This window comes from Bacillus sp. LUNF1, assembly GCF_011008975.1.
GTDB classification, from domain to species: Bacteria; Bacillota; Bacilli; order Bacillales; family Bacillaceae; genus Bacillus; species Bacillus velezensis.
Genome location: NZ_CP048876.1, coordinates 2,350,452 through 2,364,067 on the forward strand (window position 1 = coordinate 2,350,452; position 13,616 = coordinate 2,364,067).

Sequence of the window (13,616 nt, forward strand, 5' to 3'; positions counted from 1 at the left end):
ACCATCCCTTGTACAAAAGAATTTTTCTGTGCTTTAACAAGTTAATCCGCCGTCTATGGCCATTGTCTGTCCGGTCATAAAGGACGATTCAGGAGAAAGCAGGAAACGAACGAGTCCGGTCATATCGTCTGTTTCGCCTAAACGTCCCATCGGCGTCCTTCTGATAATCTGCGATTTTTGTTTTTCCGGCATATTTTTCGTCATATCGGTGTCCACAAAACCGGGCGCAAGTGAATTGACACGGATTCCTTTCGACCCGAGCTCCCTGGCCAGGCTTCGCGTCAAGCCGTCAAGAGCCGCTTTGGATGCGCTGTAGACTGAAGTGCCTTTAAATCCTCTTGAGCCGATAATGGAGCTTATGTTAACGATTGATCCGGAATTTTGTTTCAGCATGACACGGGAAACGTTTCGGGTCAGCTTGATGACTGAACCGATATTCAGATTGAGTATGCGGTCAATGTCTTCATCATTGGTCAGGGGCAGCAGCTGATCAAGGTTCAAACCGGCGTTATTGACCAAGCCGTCTATTCTGGAAAACTTGCGGTATACTTGAAGAACAAACTGTTTCATGGCGGCATCATCCGCCGCATCCGCCGCTTCCCAATAAAAGCGGCCGCGGTACTTTTCACTGTCTCTCAATGTGTTAATAAAATCAGATTCACTGCGGCTGAAAGCGGCTACTTTGTAATCCTCATCCAAAAGCGTCTGTACAATCGCTTTTCCCAGCCCCCGGCTTCCTCCGCTGACGACCGCTACTTTTCCGTTATTCATATTTGCCTCCTGTTTTACACGTTTCTTATTTTTTTAAATCGATCATTAGACAGTTTTCGATCTGTAACAGAGATGATCTGCGGTATCTGATATGGCTGCAGCTTCTGTTTGCAATGAGCTACGGCCCGCTTTCTGAAAGATTTGATATCTTCTTCTTTTTCGAGCACGGCCTCTGCCGCAACAATCTCGCCTGTAATCGGATTTTTTCTGCCCGTTATGAGAACATCCCGGACATTCGGTATCTCCAGAAAGACGCTTTCCACCTCTGCCGGAAACACTTTCTCTCCGCCCACATTAATGATTTCACTCTTTCTTCCGAGAATTCTTATATATTCGCCGTCTGTTTCCACCTGGTCACCGGTGTCATACCAGCCGTCTTCATCGAAAGGTGACGGTGCGTTTAAATAGCCGAGCATCGCCGACTCAGAACGGACCCAAAGCGTGCCTCCGGTAATTTTGGTCTCTGTTCCGGCGCCGCCTACTTTCATCCAAGTGGATTGGCTGTCTTTTGATTTCGTTGAGAATATCCCCAGTTCAGTTAATCCGTATGTTTGTTTCAGCCGTACATCCGGAAACATCCGGTGGATGCCGCGCAGCGTTGATTGCGGCATCGGCTCTGTGCCGTAAGTGATCAGCCGGAGTGAAGAGAGGTTATAGCCGGCATCCGCCTTGGACATCAGCAGCATGTTTAAAAAGGTCGGGGTGGCGGGGAGCACTTGGACAGCATGTTTGTCGACCGCCTGATAAACGGACTCCGGCGTTCTGCTGACTGATGTGACGATCGTTCCCCCGTTAAACAGAATCGCAAACAGCGTATTAATGCCGCCGATATGATCTAATTTCAGAAAAATGAGCGTACGCAGCGGTTTTCTCTTCGCCGTTTTATATTTTTCAAGCAGCCGGCCGGCGCTTAACACGGATGCTTTGCTTTTGCCGGAGGTTCCCGATGTGAAAATAATAATGCCTGATTCCCCTCTCTCGCGCAGGTCATCAAGCAGAGGGTGAGAGGCGCTTTCAGAACCTTCACGAAGCGTCCAGCTGTCATTTTCATTTATTTCAATGATTTGATTCACTTTCGCGTCTTCAAACATATCGAGGTGCTTTTCCCTTGATTCATTGCTGAGAGGGACAACGATATTTCGGTTTAACAAAAGCGCCATCAGCAAAAAAATGGCGTTCGGGGAATAATCCCCGATAAGCGCCACACATTCTCCTTCACGTATTCCGTTTTGTTTAAGTTCTTTCTGAAAAAAGCTGATTCGTGTCAGCAAATCATCATACGTAAAAGTCTGCCCTTTAAAAATGAGAAACTCACTGTCTTGCGTTTCCCTAAGCTTATCAGTCACCCAGCTGATATCTCCCCTGCTTTCTGTTTTCATGATTGAGCACTGTCCATATATTTTTGATAAATATCACAAATGCTGCCGACGGTTGTAATGCTGGAAATCGTTTCTCCTTGGGAAAAAGGATCTACTCCGGTTTCCATCTCCATCTGTGCGACTAATTGAGCGATATCCAGTGATGAGAAGCCCAGATCCTCTATGACTCTCACATCATCTCCCGCTTCGACGGCCCGATATGACTGCTGTTCTTGAATGTCCTGAATGATTTGAGCGATGATCTGCTTCATTTCCTTGGTTTGTTCCATTTGCTTTCAGCTCCATTCTTCATTTTATAAACTTCTGATGACCCGTTTATAATCCGGAATATGATCTTGTGAAGAGGTCGGCACCGCCAGCAGCTTATCCACCTTGGAAATGGCCAGCAATGTATGATTTCTTTTCATATAGACTTCAATCTGATAGCTGATTTTCGCCACTGAGATCATACTGAGGGACTCACCGTGAAAGTCGGGATCGCATTCTTCAATGTGTCCCGTCATATAAATATCAAGCTCTTCATCTGCAAAACAATTTCCGTAATAATACGTCTCTCTTTCAAGCAAAAATAAATGCCGCGCGATTGAAACCGGAAAACCCGGCTTCGACCGGCGCGTCATCCATTCAAATTCCGCCGCATCCATTATCTTGCTGAATTTCGCAAACACCATGGCATGCCCAGGCGCAGCATCCTGATCAACAGGAACCCGATATAAAACGGGGTCTGCTGTTTTGAGATTGCCCGGCTTCATACCGAAGGCGTCCGTTCTGATTTTCTTTGACCGCATCAGCGCGTAAGGCGGCTTGGCTAGCTTAGAAAGTTCCGCAATGCACTCAGCCTTAGGCGCTGAGACTTTGCGGGTCGAACCTTCTGTTTGTGTGACGTCGACGACAATTAAACTATTGGCTTTCATTGAAGGAAACCGTCCCCGGTCCCACTCGCTTTTATCAGAGCTGACCGCTCCTTTCGGCCCGAACAAATAATCAGATTCTAATATGGTTTCTCCAAAGCGGGAGATATCGACTCCGACGGAAACCTCGTCCCATAATCGGTACTGATCAAGAGGCTGATCTGAAGGAACTTTGAGATGTGTCATAAAATAAGCCGGATACAAAATCAGCCCTTGGTGATCGGCCATCTGATCAGGCCGGAATCCCGTTCCGGCCGTTAAATGGTGACTGTGTGCGTTGCCGAATAACAGCAGCAGCGCGTACTCATTCAAATTCCCTAACCCGACATGGCTCATCGTTAATTCATGATTTTCAATCAGCATGGTCTGTCCTCCGCAGAAAAAATGTAATGGCTGGTCATACTCAGCCTGTAATCGATACCAGCCTTTGCGCAAGAAGGCCGGCTGTTTCTTCCATGAGCTGTTTGCCGATCAGATCGACATGCCTGTTTCTCCAATTTTCAAGCGGGGTTCCTTTCACCCACTGATTAAACGCGCCGAGTGCAGGGCCGCAATGAATTTGGTAATCTATTTTACTTTCGCTTTTTCCTTCCAGAGCGAGCCTTGTCGTATGAGAAAAATACCATTTAAATACCATCGCCATTTTGTGTTTCGGATTCTGTTCGGCTTTGGCGATCTGTTCAGGAGATTTATCACGTTTCAGCTGCTCATACACTTCTTCAAAACCGCGCTGGAAATACTTTTCTTCAATTAATGTTTTCGTTTTTTCATCTATTTCATCTAAAGAATTGTATTGTCTGTACAAGTCAAAGAGTTTATTGGCTCTTGCCGGGAAAAACAGTCCTTTTTTCAGCACCTGCACCCTTGCTCCCGCTTCAAACATATCTCCCGCGGGAGCGTATGACGTATCCTGCACGTTCGCTTCCTGAAGCAGATCTTTCACTGAATCACTTGTCCCGGCTTCGACCGTGCATTGATTAATAGAACCGGTTCCGATAAATTCGGCGCCGAGCAGAAACGCCGCAGCAGCCGCTTCCGGAGTGCCGATGCCGCCGGCTGCGCCGATTCTTACTTTTTTCGCATAACCGTGCTTCTCCATCATGCGGTCTCTGAGTCTGATCATGGCAGGCATTAATGTATACGGAACCCCTTGGTCGGTATGCCCTCCTGAATCCGCTTCAACGCAAATGTCATCAGCCATCGGAATTTCTTTTGCAAGCGCCGCTTCCCCGGCTGTCAGCCGATTATCAGACACAAGTCTTTCCAGCACATGAGCCGGAGCCGGATTCAGAAAGGCCTCAGCGACTTCAGGCCGGGATACTTTCGCGATGATTCTGTTTTGAACTGACACCGATCCGTCATGATTCCTGCTTAATCCCTTTGCCCTGTATATAACGAGAGCGGGGGTTATGCCCATAAATGCCGATGCTTCAATAAGATGAATGCCGTTTTTTAAATATAAATCTATCATTCTGACTTCCTTGTCAGGTGACATCATATGATGAAGAAGATTCATTCCGAATGTTTCCCCTTGCCGCAATGCAGACCGGATGGTTCCGATGGCCTGTCCGATCCGTTCGATACTCAATCCGCCCGTTCCGAAAAAGCCCAGCATTCCCGCTTTTGCCGCTTTAATGACCATCTGTTCCGAAGCAATTCCCCTGTACATGGAGCCCGTCATGTAAGCATATTGGATGTTATAATCTTTTTTAAAATCTTCGTTCCCTAATCTCATTCCCGCCGTTTTTTGCGGATCAGCTGCCGATGCTTTGACATCAGCAGTATCAGACTCTTCTTTCGGCATAGGTAATGGGGCGGCATCTTTTTTAATCTGCCGCGTCAGTTTTGTCAGCACTTCCCCGGGCCCGACTTCTGCAATTTCATTATTTTCAAGTCCCATCAGACGGCGTATCGTGTCCGTCCACTTTACCTGATTGGTCATTTGCAAAGTCAGATTTGTTTTGATTTCATCATTCTTATAAGGTGCGGCATGAAGATTTGAGATCACCGGAAAACGAAGAGGCAAAAACGCCGTTCTTTCTAAATAATCTGCAAACTCTTTTTCAGCATCTTTCATATAGCGGGAATGGAAAGCGCCGCTCACATTTAAAGGAAGGTACATTCTCACGCCGGCTTTTTCAAAGACGGGGCCCGCTTTTTCAATGTCTTGTTTCGTTCCGGCGATCACAATTTGCGAAGGTGAATTGTGGTTAGCGATATCAATGCCGGTCAGATGATAATCGGATAGAACCTCTTTTACTTGTTCAGCCGTAAACCCCAAAACCGCCGCCATGCTTCCGGGAGCTGCCTTGCTCATGAGCTCTCCTCTTTTTTTTACAAGCTGCAAACCGGTCTCAAAATCAAAGCAGCCGGCCGCAAATAACGCATTATATTCTCCTAAACTGTGCCCTGCGGCGTAATCAGGCTCTCTCCCCGACTCTTTCATTTTCTTTAAATAACTGAGTGCACTCACCGTATATAACGCCGGCTGGGTAAATTGCGTTTTCCCCAGCTGGTGATTCGGATCCTCCAGACACAATTCTTCTATAGAGTAGCCTAATATGTCATCAGCCTGACGTGTCAGATCTTGAAATTCATCAAACAGTCCGGCTCCCATCCCTTTAAATTGAGAACCCTGCCCCGGGAACACAAACGTAAGCATCTTATCCTCATCCTTTCCGCATCGCCAATTTTGTACATCACATGTGGTTCTCCATACAAAAACGTCTCTTATTTCATATATTGACTGGTGTAAACACCGGCATAAAAATAAAAACACAAACGCGTTTGCGATTCAGCACAGGTTTAAAAATCGCAAACGCATTGTGTTTTCCTTTTCTAACATAATTTATATTAAAACATATTGCTTGTTTACTGAATGTTTCTCATGACAAGCTGCAGTGCCAATATGCCCGAAAACAGCCATGACGGCACACTTCTCCCTTATCATGTATATGTAGATATATACACTACAATCATTTTTATAATCCCTACTTCCTCTTCAACGTGCCGAAACAGCGATTGAAATTTAATAGGTGCTTTACATCAATTTAATAAATTTAACAAATAGTTGCTATTTAAAGAGAATAATATCAATTTATAGATAATAATGTCAAGGCTTTATTTCGTTATTTTCTGACATTTATTCCACAGTTTTATATTCGGTGGGCAGTCGGCATAATTGTTTCGGGATAAATGTCAGATAATTCCCTGAACCCTTTTCATGTCAAAGAAAATTTCATCGCTTCTCTGTCAATTGGGTCTATACTTATTTTTCATTTTCATATATTATGTAAAAAAAAGACGAATTAGAAAAATTTTTAATCACTTTAAATACTATCCATTAAATACTTTCTTTGTATAATAATTTCTTATTATTCTAAGGAGGATCCAGTCATGAAATGGTACGCACTTTTTGTAGAGTCCGGAAAAGAAGAAGCAGTGCAAAAATTTCTGCGTCTGCAGTTTGATGAGCAGGCTCTCTACTCAATCATACCCAAGAAAAAAGTCACAGAACGAAAAGCCGGAATCAAATACGAGGCACTCAAAAAGATGTTTCCGGGATATGTTCTGTTTAAAACGAAGATGACAGAGCGGACATTTCATAAAATCAAAGAACTCCCCATTTCATGCAGAATCGTGAATAACGGCGCATATTATTCCAAAGAGCGTAAAACCTATTTCACGACAATTAAGGATGAAGAAATCCTCCCTATTATCAGGCTGATCGGAGAAGGAGACACTGTAGATTATTCAAAAGTCTATATTGAAAATTCAAAAGTAACCGTTGCCTCAGGGCCTCTTAAAGGAATGGAAGGCATTATTAAAAAGATCGATAAAAGAAAAAGACGCGCCAAAATCTGCCTGTCTTTTATGGGACTGGACAAAATGGTCAACGTCGGAATTGAAGTGCTCTCCAAACCCTAGCATTTCAAAAAAAGCATCAACAGCATGTGCCGTTGATGCCCTTTTTATATAAACAGACGAAAGCCCGACACCAAAATAACTCCGCTCACCACCGTCACGGTCAGACTTTTTGTTTTCAAGGCATAGTTGACCTGAAGCCGTGCTGCGCCCATGAGGCAAAAATCACATTTAGGGGAAGATAAATCCAGAGCGGTGAATTGACGGTTGAGCTTCATGACGAAAAGCAAGTGCTGACTTCGGGCGATGCCGCACAGTTATTTTAATTCCTCGGATGAATCGGTGACATATTTTATGCTGGTCTATTATCCTGAACCGGCTTAAACGCACATCAGGCTTCTTCAGACAGAAGCCTGACGGACCGGACAGAAGGTGTCTGCGTCTCCTTTGCATGAGCTGTCAAAAGGCCGAGCTGCCTGGAGACATACCGGTCGAACCGTTTGATGAGCACATCACAATCATTCACCAAAAGCTGCGGCAAGATGCTGATCCCCAGATTGTTCCGCACCATTGCAATAATCGCTTCATCCCCTCTGATTTGATAAGCGACCCGCGGCGTAATCTTTTCTTCCTTCAGCACTTTCAGCACATCAAAATGTGTCTCCGGATAAGGCACGATACATTTGACGGACTCCATGACATGTAACGGAACCGTTTCACATTGCGCCAATTCATGCTGCGGGCTCATCACCGCTACAATCGGGTCTTCGGCCAACGGGTAAAAATACCACTTCTCGCTGTGGGATGTCCCGATCGCCGCATCAATCCGGTCATCTTTCAGCCATTCTTCCAGTTCAGTAGAATTTCCTTCAAACAAATGCACCTTAATGGAAGGATACAGCTCATGAAATTCCCTCAAAATTTTCGGCAGCCATTTTACGGCCACGCTCGTAACAGTTCCGAGCCGGACTTCCCCTCTTTCTAACCCATTAATATTATCAACGGTTTCAGACAGTTTTTCATAGTTTTTTTGAATTTCCTTCATAATATGTAACACTTTCAAGCCATTTGCGGTGGGCCTCACTCCATGCCGCTGTCTGATCAAAAGCGGAAAACCGTACTCTTCCTCTAATTTACTGATCATTTGGCTGATGTTCGGCTGTGTGTAATTCAATATGGCAGCGGCTTGGGTCAGGCTGCCGCTTTCAACCGTTTTAATAAAGGCTAAATGCTTCTTTAAATCCAACCGGCTTCATCTCCCAGATATCATTCTTTATTATCCAATGCATTAGTTATATTTAGTTTACTTATATATCAATCAAAAATAAAATGGCAATGTCTCCATCATTATACTTGATAACAAACAGAAGGTGAGCGTTTCAGCATGAGTTTTCTCATTCAGTTTTTTATCGGCGGCACCGTTATGGTGGCCGCCGCGTATTTAAGCAAGTCGAAATACTTATTTTTATCAGGCGTTATCACATTGCTGCCGATCATGACGCTACTGAATATTCACTTGCAGCTGAAAAACATGAGCCCCGACGATTTCAGAGCCGCTCAAAAAAACGGAATATTCGGTGCCTTCGGCGCAGTGATCTTCGTCAGCAGTATTTTCATCCTGACAAACTGGTTCAAAGGTGGCCACGCAGTCATCGGTGCGTTTCTCATCTATATTTGCTATATGATCAGCTGTAAATGCCTGTTATGAAGATACGGCATCGCTGTGTATAAAAAAATGCCTTTCCAGAACAATAATAACAATGCGCTCAGTCGTGAGCAGTTTATATGACTGAATGATCATGAATTGTTATAATTAATGTCTACAAACATTCCGGGAGGCGAAATAAATGGCCAGAAAATTATTTACCCCATGGACCGTTAAAGATGTAACGATCAAAAACCGTATTGTTATGGCACCGATGTGCATGTATTCCTCACATGAGAAGGACGGAAAACTGCAGCCTTTTCATATGGCGCACTATATATCGCGTGCAATCGGTCAGGTCGGTCTGATTATCGTTGAAGCGACAGCCGTTAATCCGCAGGGACGTATTACCGATCAAGATTTGGGCATTTGGAGCGACGATCATCTCGAAGGCTTTGCCAAACTGACAGAACAAGTGAAAGCGCAAGGGTCTAAAATCGGCATTCAGCTCGCGCACGCGGGACGTAAAGCAGAGCTTGAGGGAGACATTTACGCTCCGTCAGCTATTCCGTTCGACGAGCAGTCCAAAACACCGGCTGAAATGACGACAGAACAAATTAAAGAAACCATTCAGGAATTCAAACAGGCAGCGGCGCGCGCGAAAGAAGCCGGCTTTGACATTATTGAACTTCATGCGGCACACGGCTACTTAATGCACGAATTTTTGTCCCCTCTGTCCAATCACCGTACAGACGAATACGGAGGCTCACATGAAAATCGCTACCGCTTCTTAGGCGAGACCATTGAAGCCGTCAAGGAAGTCTGGGACGGCCCGTTATTTGTCCGTATTTCTGCATCGGATTATACAGACAAAGGGCTGGACATTGCGGATCATATCGGTTTTGCGAAGTGGATGAAAGAACAGGGAGTCGACCTCATTGATTGCAGCTCAGGCGCACTCGTTCAAGCTGATATTAACGTCTTCCCAGGCTACCAAGTGAGCTTCGCGGAGAAAATCCGTGAACAGGCCGAAATCGCAACAGGCGCCGTCGGTTTGATAACGACGGGAACAATGGCGGAAGAAATTCTGCAAAACAACCGCGCTGACCTTATTTTTGTCGCGAGAGAACTTCTGCGCGATCCGCACTTTGCAAGGAGTGCAGCGAAGCAGCTGAATACTGAAATACCGTCACCGGTTCAATACGACAGAGCATGGTGATGAAGTGACAGCCGGAGTTTTTCGATCCGGCTGTCTCTTTTTTTATTTTTTGAGAAACGATTGCCGAAGCTTCTCCGTCTTCCCTATAGAACCAATTAGAGGGGATGACTCCAATGAAAGCAGCATGGATGGAAAGGACATATCTGATTGACGGGTGTCCGTTTTATACGAAACACCGTAAAGGCGCCGGCGAAGTGACGATCGTCTTTGAAGCCGGCTACGGCACTTCTTCTGAAACATGGACATCATTACTCGCTGACATAGATGAAGAATTTGGGGTTTTCACATATGACAGAGCCGGAATCGGCAAAAGCGGACAAAGCCGAAACAAGAGAACGGCGGACCACATGGTACAGGAATTAAACACTCTTCTTCTGAAGGCCGGCGTCAAGCCTCCTTATCTTGTCGTCTCGCATTCATACGGCGCGATTATCAGCAGACTTTGGGCGAGCCGGAACCGCCGGGATATTCTCGGGATGGTGATGCTTGATCCGGTTTCTGAGGATCAGGAGACGAAAGTGCTTCCGCTTCTTCCCGAAGAAATGAAAGCTGCCTATTTGAAACAGTTCGTATTGGAAGGATCACACGCGGAATTTTTGACGAGCCTTCGTCAGATCAAGCATCAGCAGATTCATTTCGGCGATATGCCGCTGTTGATTTTATCATCGGGAGAGCGGGATGAGCACTTAAAGCACGCTCATGAACAATGGGTGAAACTGCACAGAAGCATGCTTGATGTCTCTTATCAAAGCGGATGGATTCAGGCCAAAAACAGTTCTCATGCCATTCACCACGATGAACCGCACATCGTCCACCTTGCCATTTATGATGTTTGGTGCGCGGTGCGCCAGCAAATGAATGCTCCTGCCTATCAGGCGGTAAACTGATAAAACAAAAGCCATTGTGCAACGGCACAATGGCTTTTGTTATCGTGATCTATTTTGTCTCACGATGCAACGTATACTTTTTCAACCGGGGGGAATACTTTTTCATTTCTAACCGGTCCGGATTCGTCCGTTTGTTCTTCGTCGTAATATAATTTCTGTCCCCTGTCTCTGTACAGGCCAATGTAACATTTACACGCATCATTTTCACCCCTTATACAAATCGTAATTATTACGTTTTATTATATCTCACCAGAAAAAAATGTCAAGCGTTCATTTTTTAAGACCGCTCCACAGTGACCTCCATGAAGTCAAATCCGATCTTACTGTTTTCAAATACCGCTTTCGCCTCATGTTCGAGACGCTCTATCGGCGATTCACCCTGATACCTTGCGCTGATATGAGTTAAGATCAGCTGTTTGGCGCCTGCTTTTTTTGCCGTTTGCGCAGCCTGTTCTGTCGTCGCGTGATAATAATTATGTGCGAGCTTTGCATCTTCCTTGGCAAACGTCGCTTCATGAACAAGCACATCCGCATTGCGCGCCAGCTCCGTTACCCGCTCTGATGCCCTCGTATCCCCGGAAAAAGCGACGATTCTCCCTTTTTTCGGGGGTTCCAAAAAATCCCGCCCGTTAATGATTCTGCCATCGTCAAGTGTGACCGTTTCGCCTTTTTTGATTTTCTGATAGACGGGTCCGGGCGGGATATTCATTTCTTTTAATCTGCCGGCCTGCAATGCGCCGGGAATATCCTTTTCCTGAACCCGGTAGCCGAACGCTTCCACGCCGTGAATGACGGATGCTGCGGTAACAATGAATTGCTCATCTTCAAAAACCGTCCCCTCTTCGATTTCATGTACGGTAAGAGGATACGTCAGATGAGTCGCCGTCACGTTCAGGCTTGTTTCGATAAAGGCTTTAATACCTTTTGGCCCGTAAATCGTCAGCTCTTCTTCACCGCCCTGAAATGAACGGCTCCCCAACAGACCCGGAAGACCGTAAACATGGTCGCCGTGAAGGTGGGTGATGAAAATCTTCTCAATTTTCCTCGGTTTGATTGTTGTATGTAATATCTGATGCTGAGTGGCTTCTCCGCAATCAAACAGCCATACGGAACGCCTTTCTTCAAGAAGCTTCAGCGCGACGGACGTTACGTTTCTCGTCTTTGCCGGCATGCCGGCCCCCGTCCCTAAAAATAATAATTCCACAATGCTTCCTCCTAGATCTTTGTACTACTAAGGATACAGGATCAGGCTGAAAATGTGAATTCACCCGGGCCTTCTCCGGCCTGATTAATTTTTTTCCGCAAACCGCAAAAAACAGGCTGAAATGTTTGCTTTCAACGAATTTTAGATTTAAAATGAAGGAAATATGCGGGGTTTTAAACCATGCTTCAGATAAAGTGAGGTACTCTAAGTGAAAACAAACGACAAACCAAAAGCAGTAATTGTAATATTTGGTGCCACAGGGGATTTGGCAAAACGAAAACTTTACCCATCCATTCACCGTTTATATAAAAATGGTCAAATTGGTGAAGAGTTTGCAGTTGTAGGTGTTGGAAGAAGACCTTGGTCAAACGAGGACCTCCGGGAAACCGTTAAAACGTCTGTTTCTTCTGCCGGGCAAAAAGACATAGACGATTTCACATCTCATTTTTATTACCATCCGTTTGATGTAACGAATCCGGGTTCCTATCAGGAGCTGAATGTCCTGCTTGATCAGCTTGAACATACATATGAAATCCCGAACAACAGAATGTTTTACTTGGCGATGGCTCCTGAGTTTTTCGGCACTATCGCAAAATCACTTAAAAACGAAGGTGTCACAGCGACAAATGGCTGGTCCCGTCTCGTCATTGAAAAACCATTCGGCCATGACCTGCCGAGTGCGAAAGAGCTTAACAAAGAAATACGCGAAGCTTTCACGGAAGATCAAATTTACCGGATCGACCATTACTTAGGCAAACAAATGGTTCAAAATATCGAAGTCATCCGGTTTGCGAATGCGCTGTTTGAGCCGCTGTGGAATAACCGCTACATCTCAAACATCCAGATTACGTCAAGTGAGGATCTCGGCGTTGAGGATCGCGCGAGATATTACGAGAAATCAGGCGCACTCCGTGACATGGTTCAAAACCACATTTTACAAATGGTCGCTCTCTTGGCGATGGAACCGCCGATTAAACTGAACACGGAAGAAATCCGCAGCGAAAAAGTGAAGGTGCTGAGAGCCCTCCGCCCTGTCGCTCCAAACGAAGTAAGTGACTTCTTCGTCCGCGGACAATACCAAGCGGGAACGATTGACGGAAACGCTGTACCGAGCTATACAGATGAGCAAAATGTAGCACCGGATTCCAATACGGAAACATTCGTGTCCGGAAAGCTGTTAATCGATAACTTCCGCTGGGCCGGCGTTCCGTTTTATATCCGCACAGGGAAACGGATGAAAGAAAAATCAACGAAAATCGTCGTTCAATTTAAAGACATTCCGATGAACCTTTATTACGGCAATGAAACGAATGTAAATCCGAACCTGCTTGTCATCCATATTCAGCCGGATGAAGGCATCACACTATATCTGAACGCTAAAAAATTAGGCGGAGCCGCACATGCTCAGCCGATTAAGCTGGACTACTGCAGCAACTGCAGTGATGAAATGAACACACCGGAAGCCTATGAAAAATTAATCCATGACTGTCTGCTCGGTGATGCGACAAACTTTGCCCATTGGGACGAAGTGGCGCTTTCATGGAATTTCGTCGATGCGATTTCCGAAACGTGGGCAGCCGACAAAACCCTTTCTCCGAATTATGAAGCCGGGTCAATGGGACCGAAAGCTTCGGACGATCTTCTTGAAAAAGACGGTCTCCACTGGTGGAATATATAAGAAAACATCAAAAAACCGCGGCGCCGTTCATGACGGCCCGCGGTTTTTAATATCAGAA

Annotated in this window: 13 protein-coding genes; 5 read left to right on the top strand and 8 right to left on the bottom strand. The window is 45.5% G+C overall.

The annotated features are described in order from the left end of the window. Positions 1–33: 33 nt before the first annotated feature. Genes G4O42_RS11160 through fabD form a run of 5 tightly spaced genes read right to left on the bottom strand, consistent with a single transcriptional unit; the run spans position 34 to position 5,723 of the window. Positions 34–771 (bottom strand): SDR family oxidoreductase, encoded by a 738-nt coding sequence (locus G4O42_RS11160; protein WP_032874129.1) that lies wholly within the window; start codon positions 769–771, stop codon positions 34–36. Positions 772–785: 14 nt separating this feature from the next. Then, positions 786–2,150, bottom strand: coding sequence for a long-chain fatty acid--CoA ligase (locus tag G4O42_RS11165; RefSeq protein ID WP_032874127.1), 1,365 nt, complete (start codon positions 2,148–2,150; stop codon positions 786–788). Continuing rightward, the gene (locus G4O42_RS11170; RefSeq protein ID WP_003153264.1) at positions 2,147–2,419 is read right to left on the bottom strand and encodes an acyl carrier protein; all 273 of its coding nucleotides are present in this window, start codon (positions 2,417–2,419) and stop codon (positions 2,147–2,149) included. The genes G4O42_RS11165 and G4O42_RS11170 overlap by 4 nt, the downstream gene beginning before the upstream one ends. Before the next feature lie 24 nt (positions 2,420–2,443). Further along, positions 2,444–3,424, bottom strand: a complete 981-nt coding sequence (locus tag G4O42_RS11175; RefSeq protein ID WP_032874125.1) for an LnmK family bifunctional acyltransferase/decarboxylase — start codon at positions 3,422–3,424, stop codon at positions 2,444–2,446. Between the two features lie 40 nt (positions 3,425–3,464). Beyond that, entirely contained in the window at positions 3,465–5,723 is a 2,259-nt protein-coding gene (gene fabD / locus G4O42_RS11180) for an ACP S-malonyltransferase (protein WP_032874123.1), read from the bottom strand. 734 nt (positions 5,724–6,457) lie between these two features. Between fabD and loaP the strand changes: the two genes are divergently transcribed. Beyond that, on the top strand, positions 6,458–6,988 hold the full coding sequence (gene loaP, locus G4O42_RS11185; protein ID WP_003153257.1) for an antiterminator LoaP: 531 nt from the start codon (positions 6,458–6,460) through the stop codon (positions 6,986–6,988). A gap of 328 nt (positions 6,989–7,316) precedes the next feature. Here loaP and G4O42_RS11190 read toward each other — a convergent pair whose 3' ends face one another. Continuing rightward, positions 7,317–8,171 carry a LysR family transcriptional regulator gene (locus tag G4O42_RS11190; protein WP_032874120.1) on the bottom strand — a complete coding sequence of 285 codons (855 nt, stop codon included), beginning with the start codon at positions 8,169–8,171 and terminating at the stop codon, positions 7,317–7,319. A 138-nt stretch (positions 8,172–8,309) separates the two neighbouring features. Between G4O42_RS11190 and G4O42_RS11195 the strand changes: the two genes are divergently transcribed. From G4O42_RS11195 to G4O42_RS11205, 3 genes are all read left to right on the top strand, one after another. Continuing rightward, positions 8,310–8,633 carry a GlpM family protein gene (locus G4O42_RS11195; RefSeq protein ID WP_032874118.1) on the top strand — a complete coding sequence of 108 codons (324 nt, stop codon included), beginning with the start codon at positions 8,310–8,312 and terminating at the stop codon, positions 8,631–8,633. A 139-nt stretch (positions 8,634–8,772) separates the two neighbouring features. After that, positions 8,773–9,789: an NADPH dehydrogenase NamA gene (gene namA, locus G4O42_RS11200; RefSeq protein ID WP_032874116.1), complete on the top strand. Its 1,017-nt coding sequence runs from the start codon at positions 8,773–8,775 to the stop codon at positions 9,787–9,789. Between the two features lie 113 nt (positions 9,790–9,902). After that, the gene (locus G4O42_RS11205; protein WP_032874113.1) at positions 9,903–10,676 is read left to right on the top strand and encodes an alpha/beta fold hydrolase; all 774 of its coding nucleotides are present in this window, start codon (positions 9,903–9,905) and stop codon (positions 10,674–10,676) included. Positions 10,677–10,725: 49 nt separating this feature from the next. On the opposite strand, the gene rpmG is transcribed toward G4O42_RS11205, so the two are convergent. After that, positions 10,726–10,875, bottom strand: coding sequence for a 50S ribosomal protein L33 (gene rpmG / locus G4O42_RS11210; protein WP_003153246.1), 150 nt, complete (start codon positions 10,873–10,875; stop codon positions 10,726–10,728). Positions 10,876–10,953: 78 nt separating this feature from the next. Beyond that, a complete protein-coding gene (gene rnz, locus G4O42_RS11215) occupies positions 10,954–11,880 on the bottom strand; it encodes a ribonuclease Z (protein ID WP_032874110.1) in 927 nt (308 codons plus the stop codon). Between the two features lie 208 nt (positions 11,881–12,088). On the opposite strand from rnz, the gene zwf reads away from it, so the two are divergent. Continuing rightward, a complete protein-coding gene (zwf, locus tag G4O42_RS11220; RefSeq protein ID WP_012117935.1) occupies positions 12,089–13,558 on the top strand; it encodes a glucose-6-phosphate dehydrogenase in 1,470 nt (489 codons plus the stop codon). The last annotated feature ends 58 nt before the right edge of the window (positions 13,559–13,616 follow it).